Source organism: Salimicrobium flavidum (assembly GCF_900156645.1).
In the GTDB taxonomy this organism is placed as follows: domain Bacteria; phylum Bacillota; class Bacilli; order Bacillales; family Halobacillaceae; genus Salimicrobium; species Salimicrobium flavidum.
Genome location: NZ_FTOC01000001.1, coordinates 404,880 through 429,367 on the forward strand (window position 1 = coordinate 404,880; position 24,488 = coordinate 429,367).

Consider the following 24,488-nt stretch of genomic DNA (forward strand, 5'->3'; position numbering starts at 1 on the left):
CTTATGATTCTTTCATAAACAATTACCTACACGTCTTTATTTCTCTGCTTCAGTTCCTGATCGGACTGATAAATGAATGCAAATACTTCAGCGACCACCTGGTATAACTCTTCCGGAATCTGTTCATTTATATTCAATTCAGATAACAGCTCCACCAGGGTCGCATCCTCCTGCACAGGCACATCCGCTTCTTCAGCTCTGTTCATGATCCTCTCGGCGATGTGGCCCTGGCCTTTCGCTGTTATTTGTGGTGCGCCTCCGCTTTCGGGATCATAGCGAAGAGCTATGGCTTCTTTTCTTTTTTTATCCTCACTCATATTCGAAAATCCACCCCCTCGTACGTACTTGTGGTAACTGAAGAAGGAATCTTACCCGGAATTTCTTTGCCGGAATTTTTCACCTGTAAAGATACTAGGGAATATCCCGCATTCTCGAGACCTTTTTGCAGTTTCTCTTCAAAACCATCCGCAATCCCGGTCAGCTCCTCATTCTCATTAAAAACTGTAACCTGGACACCGCGGTTTTGAACCTGCATATCTATCACCGTTTCTTTAAGACTCTGTAAATCAAGGTAAAATAGAATGTGACAGTGATCCGGGTCAATCGTGCCGTCTTCTGATTTTCTGCCATCTACGTTCACGTGAATATCTTTTTCTGTCTCGAGTAACTGTCCCGGAAACTGCAAAGTGAACTGGAGGGAGTGAGAGTTCTCCTGAGAGGCGGTCATTTGCATAGAATTGAAAAAATGGAGCATATTTCTCCCTGCTTCACCTTTTGATGCACTCAGGTCTGTTATAAGTGACAACAGCCCTGATTTCATTGAACTCTCCGGCGAAGAGTTATTCTGCCTGAGCACAGCTTCATCATCCAGACCACTCAACTGCTGGAATGCTTTCACCTGTAACAGAAGTCTTTCCTGTACAGGTAAGGGAGTTTCCCTTTGAGACAGGGCTGTCCATTCTGTCAGCGTCTTCTGAAGGGAGGAAGGTACTTGGGATTGCAGCGCCTGATCTATCCTGGCTACCGCCCCTTCCATCATACGTACCATCGTTCCATTCGAAGTTTGTCCTGAATTGGAATGAACTGATTTAGCCGCTTCCCCTGATATTTGTCCGAGCATCTTTTGCACAGAAGATTTTTCCGCTCCTGTCAACGCAGTCATTAGTTTCGAAAAACTTCCCTGCTCCGTCAACTGCTGATGGTTATTAACGAAAGATTGGAGCAGCGCCGGTGAAGGTTTAGCATTACCGTCTGATTGAAAGATTCTGGAGAACTGCCCACTCCAGCGGGATAGTTGCTGTTGTTCCGAACCTGAAAGAGGAGCCTGTTGTCTGAATAATCCCTGTATTTTTTCAGCTGTACCTTCTGCCATCAACGACTTGTTTTCAGAAAAGGAGAAAGCTGCAGTCACCGGAAAAAGCCGTTGCAAACTGCTCTGGGATGCTACTCTGTGATCGTTTTGAGGAGCGACGGCTCCCTGCATATTTCTCATCAAAGTGTCAGCACCCGGAGGGCTTCCCGTCGAAGATCCAGCCATGTTCTGAAGTATAACTTTCGACTTGAAATTCCCAAACGTTTCTGATGGAGGGAGTGCCCCTGCCTGTTTCAGGAGCTGAAATGATTGCCGATTGTCATTCTGTACTTCATTACTTAATTTTTGCCCCGCCACCTGCGGGAAATTCCCACGGCCGGCCGATGGAACAATAGAACTCAACAGTGCTGCAGCTCTTGTGGCTGGCGGGAAAGGATTGCCTCTATTACTTAACTGGCCGAATAAGGCCCCGAGTTGATTTTGCTTTCCGGCGGAAAGAGCCTGGAAAACCGACGTTCTGATCGGTAACTGTCTTTCGAACATTTCCTTTAAAACAGTAGACGTAAGGGGATTCTTCGACGATTGTAAAATAGAAAAGGCCTGTTTCAACTCCTGGGCATTGAAGGGGATTTGTTTATCCATCAGTGACTTCGCAAACGCCATAGTCTGACTGTTCACTTTTATCCCATGTGCCTGCATCCATTTTTGGAGAGAAACTGTTTCATTACCTTTGGCTTCATTGGAAACAACCTTTAAATGTACAGGATTCTTTTGAGCCTGCACCTGAAAAAGATAATTCCCCCCTTTGGTCAATGATGTCTCAAGACGGGCATTGACCTGTCTGCCGCCGATATCCACAATAGCTTTATTCCCGGGCAACAATTCCGTCACTTTCCCGTTGATGACCTTCCCCGCATTCAAAGAAGGCGGAGTCGCTTTCTGCACTTTCTGAAGCGATTGAAACATATTCTGCATAGAGGGTTTCACCCGCTCCACCTCCTTTTTGTCATATGTGTTAAAGGCACACTGTCGATATATAGCATCGAAAGACGGATTGCCCTAAATGGACTGAAAGTCACTGAGAAATAAACCTCCGAAGGATTACAGAGGAGCTATCCTCGAATATCAGAAGGAACGAACGTTTTTCGATGATAAGGTGTAATGCCGGTTTTTCGTATAGCATCCAAATGTTCCTTCGTGCCATATCCTTTGTTCTTAGCGAATTTATACGCCGGAAATGATTCATCGAGTCCTTTCATGAATCGATCCCTCGTAACTTTGGCGATCACGCTTGCAGCTGCAATCGCTACGCTACGCTCGTCACCTTTGACATACGAAGTCTGTTCTATCTGCACGGGCACTTCCATCGCATCCACCAACAAATAGTCCGGTGTATAAGTCATATTCTCCACGGCACGCCTCATAGCGATTTTCGTAGCCTGATAAATGTTCCATCGGTCAATTTCTTCAGGGCTCGCTTCCCCTACTCCTACATCCGCATGAGTCATGATTTCGTCATAGAAGTATTCCTTATCCTTCTCCGTGAGTTTTTTCGAGTCATCCAGCCCGTAAAGGGTAAATCCCTCAGGTAACCTTACTGCACTTGCCATCACCGGACCCGCTACCGGTCCTCGACCAGCTTCGTCAATTCCGGCCACATAAACGTAGTTCTGTTGCTTCGCTTGTCTTTCCAATTCATTCATCTTCACCCATTTATTTTGAAGAGAGATGCGCTTTTCTTCACGTTTTTTAATACGGCTTACAAGTTGCTTGACCCCTATCCGTTCATCCATCTCTATTTTATGTAGATTGTCGACGGTAAGTAACCCCTGCTTTTCTTCTTCTTTCAATTGTTGTATTGATTTCCTTGTCATATGATTGCACTCCTTTTTTATATCGGAGATTCAATGATTTCCTGAAGAATATTTACGTCGACCTATATAAAGAAAACGCGTCACGGACTGGATCCATGCGCGTTATGGCCGTTCAAAACTTATTCTGCCTATTCGATTGCTTCTCAGATCCTGAATGATAATCTCCGCCACTTTCTCATAATCCACGACCCCGCCACTTTCGAGAGCGCCTCTTTTCCTCCCGATCATATCAAAGGCTTCTACCACATCATCGAACGAGGAAAAGCCGAACCTTCCTTCGAGTAGCTCCGGATAAGAATCTCTCAAATGATTGAGGATATAGATGGCAACCTCGTCCTGGGGCAGAATCTGGTCTTTGATCGTGCCTATAGAAGCAAGACGAAAGCCGGTCTCTTCATCTTCAAATTTCGGCCATAGAATACCTGGAGTATCCAGTAGTTCAAACTCATTTTTGACTTTGATCCACTGCTGTTTTTTTGTAACTCCCGGTTTGTCACCCGTCTCGGCTTTCTTCTTATGTGCCAATCTGTTGATAAGAGAAGATTTCCCCACATTCGGAATACCTACAATCATCGCTCGCGGATTCCTCGGGTTAATCCCTTTGGCTCTCTGCTTTTCAAGCTTGGCCCTTGTTATTTCACGGGAGACCTCGGCAATTTGCTGGATATCTTTCGGTTTGTTCACATCTATGGCAATAGCATGGGAGAACTGGGTATCAAAATAGTCGATCCATTCTTTAGTCACTTCCGGATCAGCCAAATCTTTCTTCATCATGACAACAAGCTTCGGCTTATCCTGTATCTCTTCCTGTAACATCGGATTCTGTGAAGAAAAAGGTGCTCTTGCATCCACCAACTCAATAACAAAGTCGACCAGATTCAGATTCTCTTTCACTTCACGTCTCGCTTTTGCCATATGTCCCGGGTACCATTGAATACTCATAATTATTTACCTCCTTCTCTCAATCAAGCCACTGCATACGGCCTGGGGGCCAGTAAGAAAAAACGGCTTCTCCTACTACCCTCTCCAGTGGAACCACACCGAAAGCGCGACTGTCTGTGGAGTTTCTTCGATTATCCCCAAGTACGAGGACAGAGTCTTCCGGTATTTTTTCATGTTCATCCTCTAGCTGTTGAAGAGTGAAATCCCTCGTGTAAGTCTCACCTTCAGGAAGGGAATTAACTGTTTCTTCTATAAATGGTTCTTCCACCTTTTCCCCGTCTATGAACAATTGATCATCCTCTACAGCTACATGTTCACCGGGAAGCCCGATCACTCGCTTAATATAATCACGTCTTTCCGTTGCATGAAAGACTACAATATCGAAGCGATGGGGAGAACCTAAAGTATAATTTATTTTACTTACAATCAGATGATCATTGTTATGTAAGCTTGGAAGCATAGATGGCCCCTCTACAACCACCGGAGCAAAGAGGAACAAACGTACAATAATAGCAAGTACAGCAGCTATAGCCAATGCTTTTATCCAATCAATAATTTGTCGTTTCATGACCAAGGCACCTTCTTTGATAAATATTAATGAAAAAGCATAAAAAGCTGTAAAGCTAGAGACTTGAGCTCTGATGTTTCAAAGAAATCTACAGAACTACACGACGAGTCGCTTCATCTTCACCCTTATTAATATTGATTAGAAAAAAGGAGCTTGACAGCGCAAGCTCCTTTTCCACTATTAAATGATTTCTTTAATACGCGCTGCTTTACCGCGTAGGTTACGTAGATAGTAAAGTTTCGCCTGACGTACTTTACCACGACGGGAACGCTCAATTTTAGCGATTCTAGGACTATGAAGTGGGAATGTACGCTCTACACCTACACCGTAGGAAATCTTACGCACAGTGAATGTTTCACTGATTCCTCCGTTTTGGCGTTTGATGACAACCCCTTCAAATACCTGGATACGCTCGCGGGTACCTTCCACAACTTTCGCATGTACCTTTACAGTATCACCTGGGCGAAAAGTAGGGTGGTCCGTACGAAGCTGATCCTTCGTAATTTCATGAAGTAGTTCCTGCATTATTTTCACTCTCCTTTTAACTAATGCTCTTCACTCTATGAGCGAGCGGAACACCGTTTATACACTTAAACCGAATGTCTAAGCACAACGTATAATATAGCATATCACACGCTTGAACACAAGTGTTCTTCAGGTTTTTCCCCACTGATCAAGCCACTCTTTTTCACTATCAGTGAGTTCTGCTTTTTTTAATAGATCCGGACGTCTCGAAGCAGTCCTTTTCAAGGATTCCTTGCGACGCCATTCATCGATTTTGGCATGGTTGCCTGAAGTAAGAACTTCAGGAACTTCCATCCCACGGAAATTTTGCGGGCGTGTGTAGTGGGGATGCTCAAGCAGATGGTCGGAAAAGGAGTCACCAGGGGCAGACTGTTCATTCCCAAGCACACCCGGCAGCAGTCGGATGACCGCATCCATCGTTACCATTGCCGGAAGTTCCCCGCCGGTGAGGACATAGTCTCCTATAGAAATCTCGTCCGTCACAAGATTTTCTCTGATACGCTCATCATACCCTTCATAATGACCGCATAAGAACACTAGGTGCTTTTCTTTAGAAAATTCTTCCGCTTTCGCCTGGGTGAGTGGTTCGCCCTGGGGGCACATCATAATGACCCTAGCCTTATTTTCAGGGTCGATAGTTGCCATGGCATCAAACATGGGTTGGGGAGTCAGAACAAGTCCGGCTCCTCCTCCATACGGGTAATCGTCCACCTTATTATGCTTATTCTCTGAATAATCACGGAAATTGATGAATTGATGAGAGAATGCTCCATTATTCTGAGCACGTTTTAAGATGGAGGAGTTCAGCACGCCGTCGAACATTTCAGGAAACAATGTCAGTATATCTATGTGCATCAGTCCAACAGCCCTTCCATCGGCTCAATGATCACCGATTGCTTCTGGATATCGACTCGAATGACGACATCCTCTATATAAGGAATCAACGCATCTCCTTTATCTTCTCTATCAACTACCCACACATCGTTCGCACCCGGAGTCAGTATTTCTTTTATTTTTCCGACATAGAGGCCAGTCTTCGTATAAACATAACAGCCGATGATTTCGTGAAAATAGAATTCATCGGCACCAAGAGAACCGATCTCCTCTTTTTTAACCATAAGCATGCCGTTTTTTAAAGGTTCTACATCGTTGATCGTAGGGTATTCACGAAAGGAGAGTAAATCAAAACCTTTGTGGATGCGGTGAGTATCCACAGTAAGGGCAATCGGATCGTCCGTTTCGCCGCTCGTCCAGTAAAGCGTTCTCCCTTTCTTGAAACGTTCTTCAAAGTCGGTGATCCTTTTGATTTTCACCTCACCTTTAATGCCATGCGTGTTTACAATTTTACCAACATTCAAATACTCCTGTTCCATTTAACCATCCCTCACTCGTTTGACGAATCCATTCTCAATCACTATTTCTTTTTCCTGTAACTTCTTCCATTCCATACCTTCCTTCACTTCGACGACACTCTCTATTTCTTCGATAGTGAATTCATGGAAATCCGGAAGTATTTCAAGCTGCTCCTTATGATACTGGAGCGTTTGTATCTTCGCTTTCCTTTGCCTGACTTCCTGAGTCAACCGTTCGTCAATGTTAGAAGGGAGCGAACCATGCTTTTTCTCCATTTTTTTACGTTCGAAATGAAATTGCTCCACTTCTCTTTCCATGCGCTCAAGTTGATGATCGAGACGGTTGTTCTGGGCTTCCCGTTCGTTTTCTGTCAGAACTACTTTCACCGGAATTTTTTTAATGACTTTCAAAGAGGCACCTCTTTTCAGATGCAAAAAAAGGGAAAGGCCAATATCCCTCTCCCTCTTCTTACATAATGTCAACATAAACCTTCTTGGTGTTATCTCTATTTGCTGCATAGATGACGGTACGGATCGATTTGGCGATCCGACCATTTTTACCGATTATTTTCCCCACGTCGTCCTGATGAACAGTAACGTGATAGACAAGCTTATCAGCTTCATCTTTCACTTCGACATTCATTTCCTCAGGATAATCGATCAGTGGGGTGATCATCGTTTCAAGTAAGGCTTCCATGTGATCACACTACTTTTATTTTTGATTTTTACTATCGTGGAACTGCTTCATGATACCTTCTTTAGAGAAAAGGTTACGAACTGTATCGCTAGGCTGAGCTCCATCTGTCATCCACTGAAGAGCTTTTTCCTGATCGATGCTTACTTCGATAGGATTAGCTACTGGATTATAAGTTCCGATCTGCTCGATGATACGACCATCACGCGGAGCACGGGCGTCTGCTACTACTACACGATAGAATGGGTTACGTTTTGCACCCATACGTTTCAAACGAATTTTTACTGCCATATTTATTGCACCTCCGAATTAAATTAATGACTCACACAGATTAAGATTTTAGCAGAACTTCAAAACTGTGTAAAGCATTTTTCCATTACATAAAAGGAAAATTCATTCCTTTTCCTTTTTTACCTTTTTGATTACTGAACTGCTTCATCATTTTCTTCATTTCATTGAACTGTTTCAAAAGACGGTTCACTTCTGACACAGAGGTTCCAGATCCCTTTGCAATCCTTTTCTTTCGACTCGCATTCATGAGGGAAGGGTCCTGGCGTTCTTTTTTAGTCATGGATTGAATGATCGCTTCGACATGTACAATCTGTTTGTCATCAAAAGAAGCGTTTTTCAGACCCTTCATCTTATTCGCACCCGGAATCATATCAATGATCTCATCCAGAGGACCCATATTTTTGACCTGCGACATCTGATCAAGAAAATCATCGAACGTGAACGAAGCGTTCTTCATTTTGGCTTCCAGTTCTTTCGCCTGTTTTTCGTCCACCTGCGTTTCCGCCTTTTCAATCAGCGAAAGCATGTCCCCCATACCAAGGATACGAGAAGCCATGCGCTCCGGATGGAAAACTTCCAGCTCATCCAGTTTTTCTCCCATACCTACGAACTTGATCGGTTTGCCCGTCACCGCTTTGATCGATAGTGCAGCACCACCGCGTGTGTCGCCATCCAGTTTAGTCAGGAGTACGCCGGTGATATCCAGCTGCTCATCAAAACTCTGAGCAACATTCACAGCATCCTGTCCGGTCATGGAGTCCACGACAAGAAAGATCTCATCAGGTGTCACGGCTTCCTTGATCTGTGCCAGTTCACCCATCAGCTCACCATCGATATGAAGCCTACCGGCGGTATCGATGATCACATAGTCCTGATGGTTCTCTTTGGCTTGTTCCACTGCCCGCTTCGCAATATCAACAGGATTAGCTTCAGTACCTTCAGAGTGTACAGGAAAGCTCAGCTGCTTCCCGATCGTTTCCAACTGGTCGATCGCCGCCGGACGATAAACGTCCGCAGCTGCAAGCAACGGGCTACGGTTGTAATTTTTCCGCAGCAGATTGGCGAGTTTCCCGGTAGTCGTCGTTTTACCGGCACCCTGAAGTCCTACCATCATGATGACTGTGGGAGATTTTTTTGCTACAGCAATTTTGCTTTCGTCGCCACCCATCAATTCTGTAAGTTCTTCTTTCACTACTTTTATTACCTGTTGCCCGGGTGTCAAGCTTTCCATGACTTCCTGTCCTACAGCACGTTCACGGATCCTTTTGACGAAATCCTTCACCACTTTGAAGTTTACGTCGGCTTCAAGAAGTGCCAGACGCACTTCTCTGGACATTTCTTTGACATCATCTTCTTCAACTTTCCCTTTTCCTTTAATCTTCTGAATTGTTCCCTGCAATCGTTCCGAAAGCCCTTCAAAAGCCATGTGGGAGACCCCCCTATTCTAATTCTCTCAATTGATCGACATATCGCCTGTACGGGTCCGCCTGATCGAGCGATTGTTCCATTTCATCCAAAAGTTTCTGACGTTTGCTGAATTTATCAAACAGGAGCAGTTTTTTTTCATATTCCTCAAGCATCATCTCTGTACGACGGATGTTATCATAAACAGCCTGCCGGGATACATCGAACGTTTCGGAAATTTCTCCGAGGGAGTAATCCTCAAGAAAATAAAGCTCCATGTAGTTTCTTTGTTTAGGAGTTAAGAGCGACTGATAGAAATCGAATAAAAAATTGACTCTCGTAGTTTTTTCAAGCATCTCTTCGACTCCTTGTTAAGTGAAATACCTTTACAAAACTTAATAATAAAGGAGAATATTCCGTACTGTCAAGGATTATTCCTCTTCTCCCTGTTCTTCATATTCATCTATCATATCTGCGAATAACCCGTAGACGAATGCATGGGCATCAAAGGCTTCCAGGTCATTTACACCCTCGCCGAGACCCACCAGTTTCACCGGAATTTCCAGTTCTTTTCGAATAGCGAGGATAATTCCGCCTTTGGCCGTACCATCCAATTTCGTCAGTACAATTCCCGTAACGTCGGTCACTTCCGAGAAAGTCTTCGCCTGACTCATCGCATTTTGTCCGGTCGTAGCATCTAATGTAAGCAACACTTCATGAGGAGCGCCGGGTATTTCTCTGGAAATGACTTTTTTCACTTTAGACAGTTCATTCATGAGGTTCACTTTGTTCTGGAGACGTCCTGCCGTATCGCAGATGAGGACATCAGCTTTCCTCGACTTGGCTGCTTTAATCCCGTCATAAACCACTGCTGCCGGATCGCTCCCGGCACTGTGTTTAATGACATCTACACCTACCCTGTCGCCCCACGAGTGAAGTTGCTCGATGGCGCCGGCCCGGAACGTGTCACCCGCAGCAAGGATCACTTTCTTGCCTTCCTGCCTTAACTGATAAGCCAATTTACCAATGGAAGTCGTTTTCCCTACACCATTGACACCTACAAAAAGATAAACACTGAGACCGTCCGGTTCTGTACGCAGCCCCTGAACCTCTTCTTCTTCCTCATCCCCATAATAAAGTTCTACCAGCTTCTCGGAGATAACTTCACGCACTTCTCTCGTGTCCTTGATATTACGGCGTTTCACTTCCATCTCCAGCTCTTCAATAAGATCCATCACCGCGTGAACCCCGACATCCGCGGAAATCAGAACTTCTTCAAGTTCTTCAAAGAACTCTTCATCGACTTCGCGATACTTCGCAACCAGCTCATTGATTTTTGTAGAGAAGGAATCTCTTGTTTTCGCAAGTCCCTTCCTGAACTTCTCTGCAATAGAGGCTTGCTTCTCTTTCGATTCAACGACTGCCGGCTCTTCCGGAAGAGCTTCTGTATCTTCCGGTTCCGGGAGAGGAGTCTCCTCCTGCTCTTCAACCTTTGGAGCTTCTAATTCTTCCTGAGGAACGGAAGTTTCAGGTGCTTCGAGCTCGGGTTGGTCTTCTTCTACCGGAGATTCATGCTTCTCTTCTTCCTCTTTTTCCTCGTCTTCCTGCGGGGCAACAGGTGCTTCAGATTGTTCATCTGAGGTTTCCTGAACTTCAGATTCCTGAATACTATTATCTTTTTCTGTTTCATCTTTTTCAAGTTCCGTCGGCTTTTCCTCGTGACTGGCCGGTTCTTCAACTTCAATAGGTGTGAATTGTTCTTTCAGTTTCTTGAAAAATCCCATCAAATCATCCTTCCTTTACACTTCTAATAATGACTCTGACTCCTCGAGTCTCACCGAAACTACGCTAGAGACTCCGGACTCCTGCATCGTCACTCCATACAACACATCAGCCTGTTCCATCGTTCCTTTACGGTGAGTGATAACGATAAATTGAGTTTCACTGCTGAATTCTGTCAGGAATTTCGCAAATCGATCGACGTTCGCTTCATCAAGAGCCGCTTCCACCTCATCCAGCACACAAAAAGGGACGGGACGAACTTTCAATATGGAAAACAACAGCGTGATAGCAGTCAGCGCCCGTTCTCCACCGGAGAGCAGACTCATACTCTGTAATTTCTTTCCTGGAGGCTGGGCTATGATATCCACTCCTGTTTCCAGCAGGTCATCCGGTTCAGTCAATTTCAACTCAGCTTTCCCACCACCGAACAGCTGCTTAAAGACATCATCGAACTGGGCGCTGATAGCCTGGAATGTTTCCTTGAACTTCCGTTCCATTTCCTCGTCCATCTCGCTCATGACGCTACGAAGTGTTTGTTTAGCAGATAATAGATCGTCTTCCTGAGCTTTCAGAAATTCAAATCTCTCTTTCACTTCTTCGTATTCATCGATGGCCGCAAGATTGACTGTTCCCAGTTCTTCTATACCTCGTTTAATAAGCTTCACTTTCGTAGTGGCTTTGTCGATATCCTCCACCTTGGGATACGTTTCTCTGGCTTTTTCAAAAGTCATGACGTATTCCTTTTCGAGGTAGCGGAGAAGATTCTCAAGCTCTACGTCAAGCCTGTTTGCCTTCACCTCTTTATCCTGGAGGTTCTGTACGTAATTCGAATGGATACGGTGATCTTCCTTCAGATTTCCATCCAGCTGATCCACACGCTCCTGTAAAGTGCGGCGTTTTTCTTTCGTTTCCGTAAGTTTATTGGACAGACTCTCCTGATTCGCCTGTTCCGAGCGGATCTTTTCCTCGATTTCTTCTTTTGTCTCCCCGGAAGAGAAGAACGAGATCAGTTCCTGATAATTTTCTTCTGTTTGTTGCAAGGCGGATTCTTTCTCTTTATATTCTTCCCCCATTTGTTCAAGTCTTTCTGTCGCATTTTTTACTTCCGCCTGTTGGGTGGCAAGCTCTACTTTGAGATCCTGTTCTTTCGAGACAAGAGCTTCTTTGTTTTGTTCTTTTTCTTCTTTCACGCCGGTGAGGCGATCGATTTCCTGCTGGGTCTCACTGATTTTCTCCTCAAGTTCCACCAAGTCCCGGTCAATCGTTTGTTCGTCTCTTTCTATTCTGTCATGCTCTTCCTGTTTTTGAGTATATTCCTGGTCAAGAAAAGATAACCGTTCTTCATAATTGGATAGGGAAAATTGAAGTTCTCTTTCTTCTTCACGATAAACACGGACCTGTTCTTTGATTTCATCACTTTTCTCTTCCAGACGTTGGAGAGATTGTTCCTGGTCCTCCATGGAATCTTTGAGAGATTTCACTTTCTTCTCTGCCCGCTTCATTTTTTCCTCGTAATCCGTAATTTTCTCTTTCAATTCACTGAGTTCCTGCTCTTGAGTAAATAGAGAGGAGGACTTTCCTGATTTTGCTCCACCGGACATAGACCCTCCGGGATTCACTACATCCCCTTCAAGAGTTACTACTTTGAATTTCCGTCCTGTCGTCCGGGCTAAATCATTGGCCGCCTGAAGATCCTCAGCGATCAAAATATGCCCAAGCAAATGTTCAAGCACGTGGCAATATTCATCCCCCACTTCAATAAGAGAACTAGCCACCCCTTCAAAACCTGCTTTCCCCCGTATTCCCTGAAGCGTCCTTTCAGGGACGAACCTTTCTTTCACAGCATCCATCGGGAGAAAAGTCGCTCTTCCCTGATTCGTCTTCTTCAACCATTCAATGGCAGCACGGGCAGATTTTTCATCAGATGTGATAACATGCTGGGCCTGGGCTCCGAGAGCCGTTTCTATTGCTGTTATATAGTGCTTCGGAATCGTCACCGCTTCGAGCACTGAGCCTTCTATTCCTGATATACTTTGGTCTTCCCTTGCTTTCAATATGGCCTTTACTCCCTGGAAGTATCCGGAGAAAGACTCTTTCATTTCTTCCAGTGTGGTTTTCTTAGAGCGGAGACTCTCCATATATTGATAACCCTGATAAAGCTTTTGACGCCATTCTTCGTAATTCTTCTTTGTTTCTTTCAACTGTCCGTCCATATCTTTGTATTCAACGTGCAGCTCTTCTTCTTGTTTTTGTAGCGGTTGAAGCTTTTCACAAACTTCCTGATGCTGCTTTTTCACTGCGTTCATCTGTTCTCGCATTTCTTTTGTTCTTTCGTCAGACTGATGGGATACGAGTTGTTGAAGCCGTTTATTAAGATGTTGCTTTTCATTCCGTTTGGCTGCCTGTTCATTCAACAGATCAATGTAGTCGGCTTTCAGATCGTCTACAGATTTTTCAATGGTCTCTATCTCTTCATATAAAGCAGTAGCCGTTGTTTTCAGCTGATTCTTCGTTTCTTGTTCCGCTTGTTTTTTCAGTTGTTTATCTTCTTTTGCTTCTTCAATTTGTTGTTGAAGCGTTGAAAGCTCTTCTTTCAGCTTTACACGGTCCGATTCGAGACTCGCCTTTTTCTCTTCATAGTGTTTCCTTTTCTCCTGGAAAAGTTCCCGTTTTCCTGTAAGGCTCTCCAGTTTTTTCGTAACCTGAAGAAGAGTCCCATGGGTTTCGTCAATGGACTCATCCAGGCTCGCACCTTCCTTGCGAAGGTCTGCTACTTCCTGCTCTTTTTGAGCTGCTTTTTCTGCCAGCTTTCGTTCCTGCTTTCGGTGTTCTTCGATCGTTTCTTCTAGAGACTGCCATTCTTCATGCATATCCTCTATCTGAGTTACGAGTAGAGAAACTTCCTCAGATTGAAGTTCCTCTTTTTTCTCCAAATAATCTTTGGCGATAGAGGCTTGTTCTTTCAAAGGCTCTACTCTGCCTTCAATCTCAGAAAGGATATCTTTCACACGGTACAGGTTGGCTTCGGTTTCTTCGAGTTTCGATTCCGCCTTTCGCTTCCTCTGTTTGTATTTCAACACACCTGCAGCCTCTTCGAAAATGACTCTCCGGTCTTTCGGCTTGGAGTTTAATATCTCCTCCACTTTTCCCTGGCTGATAATTGAAAATGCTTCTCTCCCAAGGCCAGAGTCCATGAATAAATCAACAATATCCTTCAACCTGCACGTTTCTTTGTTTATCGAAAATTCACTGTCACCAGTACGATAGACTCTTCTCGTCACCTGTACTTCCTCATAGTCAAGCGGTAGTCCCTTGTCTTCATTATCGAGAGTCAGTGTAACTTCCGCATACCCTTGAGAACGCCTTGTGTCACTCCCGGAGAAAATGATATCTTCCATTTTACTACCTCTGAGAGAGCGGGCGGATTGTTCTCCGAGTACCCAACGTATGGCATCTGTTATATTACTCTTTCCGCTCCCGTTCGGTCCGACCACTGCGGTGACCCCTGGAACGAATTGCACATCTATTTTATCGGCAAAGGATTTGAAACCGACTGTTTCCAATTGTTTGAGGAACATCATTTATCCTCCTGTTTATAAGTACTTTCTCTAACTTATATATTTTATCACATAACCGTTCCGGCACGCACCTTGCTTTTAGGGGTTTCAAAATCACGACGAATCCTCTATCATAGACAATAACTGAAAACAGGGGGAAGATTACTATGAGTCTAGAAGAAGCAAACAGAGAGAACTTGAACTTTATGATTGAAACACTTGCCGATAAAATGCAGGTTGTCAACCGTAGTATGCTGAATGCGGATGATTTCGATATGGATCATTATTACGATATCAAAGAATTGTATGATATCGTGGAAATGAAGGGCCAACTCAGCGTTTCTGAAATCCAGGCCTTCGTCGCAGAGCTTTCCAAGTATAGAAAAGGTTGAATGGTGAAGATCCGCAACCCCCTTCGCAAAGCATCATTTCTGTTGATATGAATGGGTCATGCCCGGTAATTCTTCCGGAATATAAGGTTGCTTAAGAAGTGAAGTTCCTGCAAAATCAATAAACCCTAAAAAAAGACTCGGAGGCCCGAGTCTTTTTTTAGTTCTCTCAATTATGCTTAATATGGTCCCTGAAGCTATTTCAACTTCTGCAGCGCTTCTTCTGCAGCTTTTTGTTCCGCTTCTTTCTTCGTACGTCCTACACCTATACCGGCCGTGTCACCATGAATATGTACATGGGCGATAAACTCCCGGTTATGGGCAGGTCCGCGCTCTTCGACAATATTGTAGTCAATATCTGCCTGTTTCTCCCGCTGGATGAATTCCTGCAGCTGGCTTTTATAATCCATCGCATGAGAAAAAGCACCACGTTTAATCTTCGGGTAAATATAATAACTTAGGAAAGACAGGACCCGGTCGAATCCCTGATCAAGGTAGAGCGCCCCGATAAACGATTCAAAAACATCAGCCAAAAGTGCAGGCCGATGACGTCCTCCGGTCATCTCCTCCCCTTTTCCAAGAAGTACATAATCCTGGAAGTTCAGGTCGTTGGCGAAATCCACCAGAGACGCTTCACACACAATCGAAGCGCGCAATTTCGTCAGATCTCCTTCTGCCATATTCGGATACTTCCTATACAGGTATTGAGAGACCCCGAGTTCCAACACTGCGTCTCCGAGGAATTCAAGTCGCTCGTTATCTTCCCGATCTGTGTGGCGATGCTCATTCACATAGGATGAATGGGTGAAAGCTTGTTCAAGCAATGACACATCAGAAAATTGGACATTCATATGTTCCTGAAGTTTTTTTAAATCCCCCATAAGTCACCCGTTCCTTTACATAAATCTTTTACTTTTTTACTTTCTTTACAGGAAAGGCTGCCTGTTTTCCAGGCAGCTCTTCATTAAGACACACTGTCTATGTAATTGACAGCGTCTCCCACTGTATTGATTTTTTCGGCTTCTTCATCCGATATTTCCATGTCGAACTCATCTTCAAGTTCCATAACAAGTTCAACGACGTCGAGAGAATCAGCTTCCAGGTCTTCTTTGAAAGAAGCTTCCATCGTAACTTTAGATTCTTCAACATCCAGACGGTCGACGATAATTTCTTTTACTTTTTCAAAACTATTGGCCATCAGGGCTCACCTCCCTTCAGATATTATAGTAAAATTCCTATGAAAAAACCATATCTTTTCCTTTCTTAATTCATTCTTTATTCTGAGCAGGTGTCCCTGCCCATTCTTACATAACCATTCCGCCATCCACATGGAGTGTCTGGCCGGTCATATAGTCGGAATCATCACTCAGAAGAAACCGTACCACACGCGCTACGTCTTCTCCGCTACCGAGACGGCTGAGAGGCACCATGGAGAGCATCTGCTCCTTTTGCTCCTCCGTAAGTTCTTCAGTCATTGCGGTTGCGATGTAACCGGGCGCCACAGCGTTCACGCGGATGTTTTTGGCCGCAAGTTCTTTGGCGTTCGACTTCGTCAGCCCTATGACACCGGATTTTGCCGCTACATAATTGGCCTGCCCGGGGTTCCCGGAGACGCCTACGATAGAGGAAACATTGACAATCCGTCCGAATTTCTGGCGCATCATTTGTCTGGTGACCCCTTTTGTCGTCAGAAACACGCCTTTCAGATTCGTATCGATCACTGAATCGAAATCTTCCTCTTTCATTCTCATCAGCAGATTATCCTTCGTAATCCCTGCGTTGTTCACGAGCAATTCAAGCCCACCGAACGTATCCACCACTTCTTTGATCATTGCTTGGACGTCTTCAGAATTAGAGACATCCGCTTTGATTTTGATAGCTTCCCCTCCGGAGGCCTGAATCTCTTCCACAACCGCTTGCGCTTTCGCTTCACTTCCGGAATAGTTCACAGCCACCTTTGCTCCCTGGGCGGCGAGTTCTAAAGCAATAGCTCTCCCTATGCCCCGGGAAGCACCTGTGACCAGGGCCGACTTTCCTGTTAACATTATGATTCCTCCCTATACCAGTCAATGAACGTTTGAAGGCTTTCTTCATCACTGACCTGGAATGTTTTCATGCTTTTTTCCACTTTTCTTACGAGTCCGGAAAGCACTTTCCCTTCCCCGATTTCAACGATTGCATCTACATCTTCTTCTACGAATGCTTCGATCGTCTGCTGAAATTTGACGGGAGAGTATAGTTGTTGAACGAGAAGTCGAGTTATCTCTTCCTTTTCCTCAACCGGGGCTCCAGTTACGTTCGCATAAACTGGAACTCGTGCGTCCTCCACCGCTATTTCACTCAGGTACGTTTCAAAATCACCGGCGGCTGTTTTCATAAGATCCGAGTGGAACGGACCACTGACATTCAAAGGCATGACCCTTTTCGCCTGACTTTCTTTCAGCTTCTCTCCAGCTTGTTCGACTGCGGTTTTATCGCCTGAAATAACCACCTGTTTGGGACAATTGATATTCGCAATATTCACTACTCCGTCCACGTTTTCGATAACCTTCTCGATTTCATCGACGGAAAGACCAAGGACTGCGCTCATCGCTCCTTTGCCGGAAGGATAAGCTTCTTCCATCAGTTTCCCTCTTGTATGTACCAAACGTACTGCTTCCAGGGCTCCGAGGGATTCCGCCGAAACGAGAGCACTATACTCACCGAGGCTATGCCCCGCAGTCATATCAGGTTTGATCCCTTCTTTTTTCAAGCGCTGGTCAATCGCAGCGCTCAAAAGTAATAGAGCCGGCTGAGCATTTTCCGTTTTCGTCAGTTCTTCCTCTGGCCCTTCAAACATGAGCGACGTCAACGAATACCCTAATGCTTCGTCCGCTTCATCAAATAAATGTCTGACGAGTGCGGATGAATCATATAAGTCTTTCCCCATACCTACCTTCTGAGATCCCTGTCCAGGGAACACAAACGCAACCTTTTTCATTCCTTTTCACCTTCCATTTGCTCAAGAGTAGTTTGGATAGTGGCTGAAACTTCTTTCTCCACCATATCACGAGCCTGACGCACAGCATTGACAATCGCTCTGCGATCCGAAGAGCCGTGAGCTTTTATAACAGGAGCAGAGAGCCCGAGAAGACCTGCGCCTCCGTATTCCGAGTAATCGAGTTTATCCTTAAGACCTTTTAAATCATTCTTCACCAGCGCTGCCGCCATTTTCGTTTTCATGTTGGACATGAATGTTTCTTTGATCATTTTGAACATATTAGAAGCGGTTCCTTCAATCGTCTTAAGAGCTACATTTCCGGTGAAACCGTCGGTGACTACGACGTCCGCTATGCCGTCTAAAAGGTCCCTCGCTTCCACATTTCCTACGAAATTGATCGGAGCCTCTTTCAGCAAATCAAAACTCTGCTTAGTGAGCTCACTCCCTTTACCATCTTCTGTACCCACGTTCAACAGACCTACCCTAGGACTTGCAATCCCCCGGACCTTCTCCGCGTAAATGGAACCGATGATTCCATATTGCAATAGGTGCGCAGCTTTGGCATCAACGTTTGCACCAACATCCAGCATGAGAAAACCTTTGCCATCGAGAGTCGGAAGTGTGGGACTTAAAGCAGGACGCTCTACACCTTCAATCCGACCGACTACGAATAACCCGGCACTCATGAGAGCTCCTGTGTTCCCTGTGGAAATACAGGCATCCGCCCGTTTTTGTTTCACTTCCTCAGCAGCAAGAACGAGAGAAGATTGCTTTTTCCTCCGTACTGCCCGCACAGGTTCATCTTCATTTGTGATTTTCTCGGAAGCGTGCAGGACGTGCAATCGTTCGTGATCTCCCACTAACCCATTGATTTCCTGCTCGTCACCGACCAACGTAATCTCTATGTCTTCATAAACTTTCAAAGCGTTCATCGCCCCGTTCACGATTTCTTCCGGAGCATGGTCACCGCCCATTGCGTCTATCGCAATCTTCATTTCACTTCTCTCCTTTTTGTTCCTCCGAACGATACATATAAAAAATACCTTGGAATACTTCTTCTTTTCCGACGTTACTTGAAACGTTCACAATCGTCCGGTTCTTATCGTCCGTTCCATTCACTATCGCCTTAGCTACTACCCGTTCCCCCCGTTTCACCTGTCTCATGAATTTCAGGGAGGAACGGGCGGTAAGCGCTAATTCGTCATCAATAACCGCAACGGCCAGAGAGTTAGCCTGGGCAAATAAATGATGCCCTCTCGCTATGTCATTCCGCGAGAAAACATGTTCTTCTCTTATATCCATAATCGAAATCGCTTTTTCATCGAGTTCAAGATCGATAACCTCGCCAATTACGTCATCGATGGCCAAAGCTTTCACCGTTTCCGTCCATTCATGATTCGCCACCGACTTGATTCTTTCACGCACTTCAGGAATCTGAAGTTCCATCCGATCAAGTCTTATCGTCTGAATGCTGACGGAAAACCTCTTAGCAAGCTCATCATCGGTCACGAACGGAGTAGCCTCTATCGTTTCCTGAAGCTCTTTCTGCCTCTGTTGTTTTCCTTTTTTCATCTTCTATTATCCACCGTCCATTTTATGACTAGGTACTAATAGTAATATATAATACTCTTGTTTCTAACGCAACATTTGTGTATCAATCGAGTATTTCTCCCATGTTTTCAAAATCTTTTCTCATTATTTTTTTGAGTGGCTTAAATTCTACTCTGTTATCGAGCCAGCCATTATCGATAATTTCAGCAGCATCTTTTCTTGCGGTTTCGAGAGCTCGGTAGTCATGCACCATATCAGCAACCTTGAACTCTGGGAGGCCGCTTTGCTTTTTGCCGAAGAAATCACCTGGCCCCCTGATTTTCAAATCTTCTTCAGATAACCGAAAACCATCTGTCGTTTCCGTCATGATTCTCATACGTTCTTTCCCTGTTTCCCCTTTTGGGTCGGCAAGAAGTATGCAATAGCTTTGGCGTGCCCCTCTGCCCACTCGGCCTCTGAGCTGATGGAGCTGCGAAAGTCCGAAACGATCAGCATCATAGATGACCATGACACTTGCATTAGGTACATCCACCCCTACTTCCACTACTGTAGTCGACACCAGAATCTGCATGTTATTTTCCGCAAACTGTGACATGATGTCCTCTTTCTCTTCATTAGGAAGCCTCCCATGCATAAGACCGACTGTTACATCTGGTTCATAAACAGTTCGTAACTGTTCGTACAGATCTACAGCATTCTGAATATCAAGCTTATCCGATTCTTCGATAAGTGGACAAATCACGTATGCCTGCCCGCCCTGATCGATTTCCTTCTTAATAAAGTTCAATACACGATCCGTCATCTTCCCTTTCACCCAATACGTTTCGATTTCTTTTCTTCCTGAGGGCATCTGATCGATGGAAGAAACATCCATATCTCCGAAAGCTGTAATAGCCAGAGTTCGTGGAATAGGGGTAGCCGTCATAAATAGCACATCAGGTTTTATTCCTTTTTCGCGGAGCACTCTGCGCTGTTCGACACCGAATCGGTGCTGTTCGTCGATTACTACGAAACCGAGATCGAAAAATTTCACATCCTCCTGGATCAAAGCGTGGGTCCCAATCAAAATATCTATAGTTCCTTCTTCCATTTCTTCCATGATTTCTTTTCGTTTTTTTCCTTTAACGGACCCGGTAAGCAGACGAATAGTAAGCCGATCGCCGAAAAAATCTTGTAGCGAAGCAGCATGCTGCTCTGCCAGGATTTCAGTCGGTACCATCAATGCCGCCTGTTTCCCCGCTGTAACCGCCCCATACATACTGATGGCTGCCACTACGGTTTTTCCTGATCCCACATCACCTTGCAGAAGTCGATTCATACGATGAGGTTCTTTCATATCTTTCAGTATTTCAGCAAGAGAACGCTTCTGGGCATCCGTAAGAGAAAAAGGGAGGGACTGTACGAAATCAGTAAGGAGATTATTATCATAAAATAGCTCATTACCATCTGTAGCTTCTTTATATCTTTTCCTTAAAAGTTGCATCCTTAATTGAAACACGAGAAATTCTTCATATGTAAATCTTCTGCGCGCATGTTTCAGAAGGATCCGCGATTCAGGAAAATGCATATTCCAGACCGCCCTCGTTCTCCCGGGTAGTTTGTACATATCCTGATAACTTTTCGGCAAAACTTCTTCAATATAATCACCGTAATCAACCATCGCCTGGCGCATGACTTTTTTCAAACTCGCCATTTTGACATTTTCGTTCACTGAATACACAGGTTGGATCGGGTTGTCCGACTTAGCTTCCCCTTTTTTAAAATGTGTAGCTGTCAGTTGTAACCGATGCATGTCCCATTTTCCTGTTACTGTCACCGTATCGTCCAGATCAAGGTTCTTTTTGGCGAAAGCGCGATTGAACATGACTACTTTCACAGCAAATTCTCCGACCTGCATCGTGAATGATAAACGGGATTTCTTTTTTCCATAATAGGCAAGGGAAGGCTGTGTAGCAACCTTCCCCTCCAGTGTAGCAGTTTCATTATGCACCAATTCCGTCAACGGCTTCACTTCAAATTCATCGTAGCGGAACGGGAAATAAAATATCAAATCGTGAATTGTATATATTTGGAGCTCATTTAAATAGGAAGCGAATTTTTCTCCTACTCCCTTCAACTGTTGTACGGATTGATCCAACAATATCACTCACACTCTCCCGTTTTAAGATCCGTAGATTTCTTTTGCTAACGCTTTTCCTGTCGGGGTTGCAGCAAGTCCTCCTTCAGCTGTTTCACGGAACGCCGAGGGCATACGCTGACCGACTTTGAACATGGCATCGATCACTTCATCACATGGGATTTTACTTTTCACACCTGCAAGCGCAAGGTCCGCTGAAACGATAGCCTGCGATGCTCCCATAGCATTCCGTTTCACACAGGGGACTTCCACTAATCCTGCCACAGGGTCACAAATCAATCCTAGCATATTTTTAAGTGTAATTGCCATGGCATCAGCCGACTGCTCAGGTGTACCCCCGGCCATTTCAACAATCGCAGCAGATGCCATGCCGGCCGCAGAACCTACTTCAGCCTGACACCCTCCTGCTGCTCCGGAGATGGAGGCGTTATTCGCTACCACAAATCCGAATGCCCCAGAAGTGAACAGATAACGGATCATATCCTCACGGGAAGGCTCAAGTCGATTTTTCACCGCAAAAAGAGTGCCCGGTACACATCCGGCACTTCCGGCTGTCGGTGTAGCACATATGCGCCCCATAGCCGCGTTGACCTCATTTGTAGCAACTGCTTTGCTGACGGCATCGAGCAGAAGTTCACCGGATAACGGCCGTTTCTCTTCCATATATTTCTGAATAAGTACAGCGTCTCCTCCTGTCAATCCACTATGGGACTTGACACCCTTAAGCCCTTCTTCCACAGCTTCTTCCATAACAATCAAATTTTGCTCCATATTTTCGAAAACTTGTTCGCGTGACATTTCTTTTGCTTTCATTTCCTGTCGAATCATCACTTCCGAAATAGCTATATCTTCTGCTTTGGCAATTCCAATCAGTTCTTCCACATTACGAAACATACTAACCTCTCCCTTAATCTGAAATTCGCGCAACCTGTGTAATATGTTCAGCACCTTCAAGCTGCTTCATCACTTCATCCGAGATATTCTGATCCACCTCGATGACCATCAGTGCCTGAGCTCCTTCTGCTTTTCTCGATACTTCCATTCTTCCGATATTTATTCTCGCTTCAGCGAGGACTGCAGTCGCAGAAGCTATTGCTCCGTAACGATCGTTGTGAAGAAGGACAATAGCCGGGTGGTTACCGGAGAGTCTCAATGGAAATCCGTTAAGTTCTGTAATCTCCACTTTACCTCCTCCGATGGAGATACCGGTGAGCTCAAGTTCATTTTCTCCCGTCTTCAAAAGGACTCTGGCTGTGTTCGGGTGATCAGGAGTGGATGGTTCTTCATGGATCGTCACCTGTATCCCTTCTGTTTCAGCAGTCTCGAGGGAAGTCTTTATCCTGTCGTCAAAAGTGTCATAATCAAGAATTCCTCCTACGATTGCAACATCCGTCCCGTGACCTTTATACGTTGATTTGAAAGAACCATAAAAGTGTATGTCCACATGTTCCGGCTTTTCACCGAAAAGATTTCTCGCAGCCCTTCCGATACGTGCAGCGCCTGCTGTATGTGAACTGGAGGGGCCAATCATGACCGGGCCAATAATGTCAAATACGGATCTATACTTCATATTTTCATCACCTCATCCTATATCTTCCTTTATTTTAGCACAAAATAGGAAATCCCCCCACTTTTACCCGTTAACGCAATACTGCTGCAAAAGGAAAGGTAGCGCTTACATAGATTTTTGGTTGCCATATTTATAAGGAAAAGGTAAAATGGAAAGCTGTGGGTTCATTCGTAACCGGGTGGGAGAGGGACAAATTTCATAAGGAGATCGAGATGCTGAACAAAAACGGACAACAGACTTCCTGGAAACAGGAACTGATTGCTGGATTTATCGGTTATTTCACTACCGTTTATATCGTAGCCGTAAACAGTCAGATTCTCTCCGACGCAGGCCTCCCTCTTGAAACAGGGATGGTGGCGACTATCGCAGCCAGTGCTCTCGGTTGTCTATTGATCGCCTTGTATGCGAATGCACCGATGGTATTGATACCCGGAATGGGGATAAATGCCTTATTCGCTTATTCGATAGTCGAGGGGAACGGTTTTACTTACGAACAGGGACTCGCAGTTGTTGTAGTAGCTTCTCTGTTATTCGTCATCACCGCTTTCACCTCCCTGGGCGCTTGGCTGAGCCGGGCATTGCCCGTCTCACTGATACATGCCATCACGGTGGGAATCGGCTTCTTTCTTGCCCTGCTTGGGCTCGAGAAAGGTGGCGTCGTTGTAAAAGGTGAGCAATCATTGATCGCTCTTGGTGACCCGACATCTCCGGTGGTACTAACGACTCTTGCCACCCTGTTTATCGCCATTTTTCTCTTTGCGAAAAATGTCCCTGGTAACTTTTTGGTAACGTTGGTGATCGGGACGCTTATCGCTTATTTCGTCGGAATTCTTGAAGACCCCCAACCTGCTCTGGACTTCGGAGCTCAGCAATGGGTTTTCGCACCTGACTTTTCGGTGGTTGTGGATTTCAGTTTCTGGATGGGCGTATTCCCTTTGGCTCTCGTTATCATTTTCGAAAACATGGGTCTCATCCATGGTCAGCTCGATATGGTCGGGAACAAAACAGACACAAAGTTCCATAAATCATATCAGGCTACTGCTTTCTCTTCTCTGACGAGCGGTTTTCTGGGCACGTCACCGACCGTATCATCAGCTGAGAGTGCAGCAGTCATTGCAGCCGGCGGAAAAACGTGGCGCGCCTCCATAACGATGGCCGTTCTTTTTGTAGCCACCCTATTTTTGATTCCGTGGATATCCATCGTACCGTCAACAGCGATCAGTCCGATTCTTATCATCGTAGGATCATTGATGGTTCAGGAAATCAGACACATTCCTTTTGATGATCTGTCAGAATCACTGCCTGCCTTCCTCATGATTGCAATGATTCCGTTCACCTACTCCATTCCTGATGGCATGGCCTTCGGTTTCATCGCTTATCCTCTGGTTAAGTTGGCAATGGGTAAACAGAAAGAACTGACCGTGGCTATGGTTCTGATTGCTTTAGCGTTTTTCATTGAATTTTTATTACGTGCTTCCGCACTATAACTAAAACAAAAGAGACGACTTCTCAATATATATGAAAAACTGAAGCATAGATCAAAAAAAACGCACCTGCGCA

The 24,488-nt window shown here is 45.0% G+C and carries 26 protein-coding genes; 2 read left to right on the forward strand and 24 right to left on the reverse strand.

The genetic code is table 11. The features are described 5' to 3' along the window. Positions 1-26 precede the first annotated feature (26 nt). The 15 genes from BW944_RS02110 to smc form a co-directional block, all read right to left on the reverse strand. Positions 27-317, reverse strand: coding sequence for an EscU/YscU/HrcU family type III secretion system export apparatus switch protein (locus BW944_RS02110; protein ID WP_076556684.1), 291 nt, complete (start codon positions 315-317; stop codon positions 27-29). Then, positions 314-2,299 (reverse strand): hypothetical protein, encoded by a 1,986-nt coding sequence (locus tag BW944_RS02115; RefSeq protein WP_076556685.1) that lies wholly within the window; start codon positions 2,297-2,299, stop codon positions 314-316. The genes BW944_RS02110 and BW944_RS02115 overlap by 4 nt, the downstream gene beginning before the upstream one ends. Positions 2,300-2,424: 125 nt before the next feature. Continuing rightward, complete coding sequence (locus BW944_RS02120; RefSeq protein WP_076556686.1) at positions 2,425-3,186, reverse strand: ribonuclease HII; 762 nt, start codon at positions 3,184-3,186, stop codon at positions 2,425-2,427. Between the two features lie 102 nt (positions 3,187-3,288). Continuing rightward, on the reverse strand, positions 3,289-4,128 hold the full coding sequence (gene ylqF, locus BW944_RS02125) for a ribosome biogenesis GTPase YlqF (protein WP_076556687.1): 840 nt from the start codon (positions 4,126-4,128) through the stop codon (positions 3,289-3,291). A gap of 19 nt (positions 4,129-4,147) precedes the next feature. Continuing rightward, positions 4,148-4,696 carry a signal peptidase I gene (gene lepB / locus BW944_RS02130; protein ID WP_076556688.1) on the reverse strand — a complete coding sequence of 183 codons (549 nt, stop codon included), beginning with the start codon at positions 4,694-4,696 and terminating at the stop codon, positions 4,148-4,150. A 180-nt stretch (positions 4,697-4,876) separates the two neighbouring features. After that, positions 4,877-5,221: a 50S ribosomal protein L19 gene (rplS, locus tag BW944_RS02135; protein ID WP_076556689.1), complete on the reverse strand. Its 345-nt coding sequence runs from the start codon at positions 5,219-5,221 to the stop codon at positions 4,877-4,879. Between the two features lie 129 nt (positions 5,222-5,350). Further along, positions 5,351-6,076: a tRNA (guanosine(37)-N1)-methyltransferase TrmD gene (trmD, locus tag BW944_RS02140; protein ID WP_076556690.1), complete on the reverse strand. Its 726-nt coding sequence runs from the start codon at positions 6,074-6,076 to the stop codon at positions 5,351-5,353. Further along, positions 6,076-6,594: a ribosome maturation factor RimM gene (gene rimM / locus BW944_RS02145; protein WP_076556691.1), complete on the reverse strand. Its 519-nt coding sequence runs from the start codon at positions 6,592-6,594 to the stop codon at positions 6,076-6,078. Before rimM ends, trmD begins: the two co-directional genes overlap by 1 nt. Further along, on the reverse strand, positions 6,595-6,984 hold the full coding sequence (locus BW944_RS02150) for a YlqD family protein (protein WP_159438122.1): 390 nt from the start codon (positions 6,982-6,984) through the stop codon (positions 6,595-6,597). A 58-nt stretch (positions 6,985-7,042) separates the two neighbouring features. Further along, a complete protein-coding gene (locus tag BW944_RS02155) occupies positions 7,043-7,270 on the reverse strand; it encodes a KH domain-containing protein (RefSeq protein ID WP_076556693.1) in 228 nt (75 codons plus the stop codon). A gap of 15 nt (positions 7,271-7,285) precedes the next feature. Further along, positions 7,286-7,558 carry a 30S ribosomal protein S16 gene (gene rpsP, locus BW944_RS02160; RefSeq protein WP_076556694.1) on the reverse strand — a complete coding sequence of 91 codons (273 nt, stop codon included), beginning with the start codon at positions 7,556-7,558 and terminating at the stop codon, positions 7,286-7,288. A gap of 85 nt (positions 7,559-7,643) precedes the next feature. Further along, positions 7,644-8,984, reverse strand: a complete 1,341-nt coding sequence (ffh, locus tag BW944_RS02165) for a signal recognition particle protein (RefSeq protein ID WP_076556695.1) — start codon at positions 8,982-8,984, stop codon at positions 7,644-7,646. Positions 8,985-8,997: 13 nt separating this feature from the next. Then, on the reverse strand, positions 8,998-9,318 hold the full coding sequence (locus tag BW944_RS02170; protein WP_076556696.1) for a putative DNA-binding protein: 321 nt from the start codon (positions 9,316-9,318) through the stop codon (positions 8,998-9,000). A gap of 75 nt (positions 9,319-9,393) precedes the next feature. Next, on the reverse strand, positions 9,394-10,746 hold the full coding sequence (gene ftsY / locus BW944_RS02175) for a signal recognition particle-docking protein FtsY (RefSeq protein WP_076556697.1): 1,353 nt from the start codon (positions 10,744-10,746) through the stop codon (positions 9,394-9,396). Between the two features lie 15 nt (positions 10,747-10,761). Next, a complete protein-coding gene (gene smc / locus BW944_RS02180; RefSeq protein ID WP_076556698.1) occupies positions 10,762-14,322 on the reverse strand; it encodes a chromosome segregation protein SMC in 3,561 nt (1,186 codons plus the stop codon). A gap of 146 nt (positions 14,323-14,468) precedes the next feature. On the opposite strand from smc, the gene BW944_RS02185 reads away from it, so the two are divergent. Beyond that, complete coding sequence (locus tag BW944_RS02185; RefSeq protein WP_076556699.1) at positions 14,469-14,693, forward strand: DUF1128 domain-containing protein; 225 nt, start codon at positions 14,469-14,471, stop codon at positions 14,691-14,693. A 194-nt stretch (positions 14,694-14,887) separates the two neighbouring features. Here the strand turns inward: BW944_RS02185 and rnc are convergent, their stop codons facing one another. The 9 genes from rnc to sdaAB all read right to left on the reverse strand — a co-directional run bounded on the left by rnc (position 14,888) and on the right by sdaAB (position 22,928). Continuing rightward, positions 14,888-15,571 carry a ribonuclease III gene (gene rnc / locus BW944_RS02190; RefSeq protein ID WP_076556700.1) on the reverse strand — a complete coding sequence of 228 codons (684 nt, stop codon included), beginning with the start codon at positions 15,569-15,571 and terminating at the stop codon, positions 14,888-14,890. Between the two features lie 83 nt (positions 15,572-15,654). After that, positions 15,655-15,888, reverse strand: a complete 234-nt coding sequence (gene acpP, locus BW944_RS02195) for an acyl carrier protein (RefSeq protein ID WP_076556701.1) — start codon at positions 15,886-15,888, stop codon at positions 15,655-15,657. A 106-nt stretch (positions 15,889-15,994) separates the two neighbouring features. Further along, positions 15,995-16,735 carry a 3-oxoacyl-[acyl-carrier-protein] reductase gene (fabG, locus tag BW944_RS02200; protein WP_076556702.1) on the reverse strand — a complete coding sequence of 247 codons (741 nt, stop codon included), beginning with the start codon at positions 16,733-16,735 and terminating at the stop codon, positions 15,995-15,997. Further along, positions 16,735-17,670 carry an ACP S-malonyltransferase gene (gene fabD / locus BW944_RS02205; protein ID WP_076556703.1) on the reverse strand — a complete coding sequence of 312 codons (936 nt, stop codon included), beginning with the start codon at positions 17,668-17,670 and terminating at the stop codon, positions 16,735-16,737. The genes fabG and fabD overlap by 1 nt, the downstream gene beginning before the upstream one ends. Further along, positions 17,667-18,665 carry a phosphate acyltransferase PlsX gene (plsX, locus tag BW944_RS02210; protein WP_076556704.1) on the reverse strand — a complete coding sequence of 333 codons (999 nt, stop codon included), beginning with the start codon at positions 18,663-18,665 and terminating at the stop codon, positions 17,667-17,669. The genes fabD and plsX overlap by 4 nt, the downstream gene beginning before the upstream one ends. 1 nt (position 18,666) lies before the next feature. Continuing rightward, positions 18,667-19,242 carry a transcription factor FapR gene (fapR, locus tag BW944_RS02215; protein ID WP_076556705.1) on the reverse strand — a complete coding sequence of 192 codons (576 nt, stop codon included), beginning with the start codon at positions 19,240-19,242 and terminating at the stop codon, positions 18,667-18,669. 82 nt (positions 19,243-19,324) lie between these two features. Beyond that, entirely contained in the window at positions 19,325-21,361 is a 2,037-nt protein-coding gene (gene recG / locus BW944_RS02220; RefSeq protein WP_076556907.1) for an ATP-dependent DNA helicase RecG, read from the reverse strand. A 21-nt stretch (positions 21,362-21,382) separates the two neighbouring features. Further along, positions 21,383-22,252 carry an L-serine ammonia-lyase, iron-sulfur-dependent, subunit alpha gene (gene sdaAA / locus BW944_RS02225; RefSeq protein ID WP_076556706.1) on the reverse strand — a complete coding sequence of 290 codons (870 nt, stop codon included), beginning with the start codon at positions 22,250-22,252 and terminating at the stop codon, positions 21,383-21,385. A gap of 13 nt (positions 22,253-22,265) precedes the next feature. Further along, positions 22,266-22,928 (reverse strand): L-serine ammonia-lyase, iron-sulfur-dependent subunit beta, encoded by a 663-nt coding sequence (sdaAB, locus tag BW944_RS02230; RefSeq protein ID WP_076556707.1) that lies wholly within the window; start codon positions 22,926-22,928, stop codon positions 22,266-22,268. A gap of 212 nt (positions 22,929-23,140) precedes the next feature. On the opposite strand from sdaAB, the gene BW944_RS02235 reads away from it, so the two are divergent. Further along, on the forward strand, positions 23,141-24,415 hold the full coding sequence (locus BW944_RS02235) for an NCS2 family permease (RefSeq protein WP_076556708.1): 1,275 nt from the start codon (positions 23,141-23,143) through the stop codon (positions 24,413-24,415). Positions 24,416-24,488 lie beyond the last annotated feature (73 nt).

What these genes read in the sequence shown, in the direction of transcription:
- BW944_RS02170 (WP_076556696.1), bottom strand. Translation starts at nt 9,318, where the DNA reads ATGCTTGAAAAAACTACGAGAGTCAATTTTTTATTCGATTTCTATCAG.
- BW944_RS02235 (WP_076556708.1), top strand. Translation starts at nt 23,141, where the DNA reads ATGCTGAACAAAAACGGACAACAGACTTCCTGGAAACAGGAACTGATT.
- sdaAA (WP_076556706.1), bottom strand. Translation starts at nt 22,252, where the DNA reads ATGTTTCGTAATGTGGAAGAACTGATTGGAATTGCCAAAGCAGAAGAT.
- ffh (WP_076556695.1), bottom strand. Translation starts at nt 8,984, where the DNA reads ATGGCTTTTGAAGGGCTTTCGGAACGATTGCAGGGAACAATTCAGAAG.
- fabD (WP_076556703.1), bottom strand. Translation starts at nt 17,670, where the DNA reads ATGAAAAAGGTTGCGTTTGTGTTCCCTGGACAGGGATCTCAGAAGGTA.
- BW944_RS02185 (WP_076556699.1), top strand. Translation starts at nt 14,469, where the DNA reads ATGAGTCTAGAAGAAGCAAACAGAGAGAACTTGAACTTTATGATTGAA.
- BW944_RS02120 (WP_076556686.1), bottom strand. Translation starts at nt 3,186, where the DNA reads ATGACAAGGAAATCAATACAACAATTGAAAGAAGAAGAAAAGCAGGGG.
- plsX (WP_076556704.1), bottom strand. Translation starts at nt 18,665, where the DNA reads ATGAAGATTGCGATAGACGCAATGGGCGGTGACCATGCTCCGGAAGAA.
- smc (WP_076556698.1), bottom strand. Translation starts at nt 14,322, where the DNA reads ATGTTCCTCAAACAATTGGAAACAGTCGGTTTCAAATCCTTTGCCGAT.
- ylqF (WP_076556687.1), bottom strand. Translation starts at nt 4,128, where the DNA reads ATGAGTATTCAATGGTACCCGGGACATATGGCAAAAGCGAGACGTGAA.
- BW944_RS02110 (WP_076556684.1), bottom strand. Translation starts at nt 317, where the DNA reads ATGAGTGAGGATAAAAAAAGAAAAGAAGCCATAGCTCTTCGCTATGAT.
- acpP (WP_076556701.1), bottom strand. Translation starts at nt 15,888, where the DNA reads ATGGCCAATAGTTTTGAAAAAGTAAAAGAAATTATCGTCGACCGTCTG.
- BW944_RS02155 (WP_076556693.1), bottom strand. Translation starts at nt 7,270, where the DNA reads ATGGAAGCCTTACTTGAAACGATGATCACCCCACTGATCGATTATCCT.
- fabG (WP_076556702.1), bottom strand. Translation starts at nt 16,735, where the DNA reads ATGTTAACAGGAAAGTCGGCCCTGGTCACAGGTGCTTCCCGGGGCATA.
- trmD (WP_076556690.1), bottom strand. Translation starts at nt 6,076, where the DNA reads ATGCACATAGATATACTGACATTGTTTCCTGAAATGTTCGACGGCGTG.
- rnc (WP_076556700.1), bottom strand. Translation starts at nt 15,571, where the DNA reads ATGGGGGATTTAAAAAAACTTCAGGAACATATGAATGTCCAATTTTCT.
- rimM (WP_076556691.1), bottom strand. Translation starts at nt 6,594, where the DNA reads ATGGAACAGGAGTATTTGAATGTTGGTAAAATTGTAAACACGCATGGC.
- lepB (WP_076556688.1), bottom strand. Translation starts at nt 4,696, where the DNA reads ATGAAACGACAAATTATTGATTGGATAAAAGCATTGGCTATAGCTGCT.
- rplS (WP_076556689.1), bottom strand. Translation starts at nt 5,221, where the DNA reads ATGCAGGAACTACTTCATGAAATTACGAAGGATCAGCTTCGTACGGAC.
- fapR (WP_076556705.1), bottom strand. Translation starts at nt 19,242, where the DNA reads ATGAAAAAAGGAAAACAACAGAGGCAGAAAGAGCTTCAGGAAACGATA.
- ftsY (WP_076556697.1), bottom strand. Translation starts at nt 10,746, where the DNA reads ATGGGATTTTTCAAGAAACTGAAAGAACAATTCACACCTATTGAAGTT.
- sdaAB (WP_076556707.1), bottom strand. Translation starts at nt 22,928, where the DNA reads ATGAAGTATAGATCCGTATTTGACATTATTGGCCCGGTCATGATTGGC.
- rpsP (WP_076556694.1), bottom strand. Translation starts at nt 7,558, where the DNA reads ATGGCAGTAAAAATTCGTTTGAAACGTATGGGTGCAAAACGTAACCCA.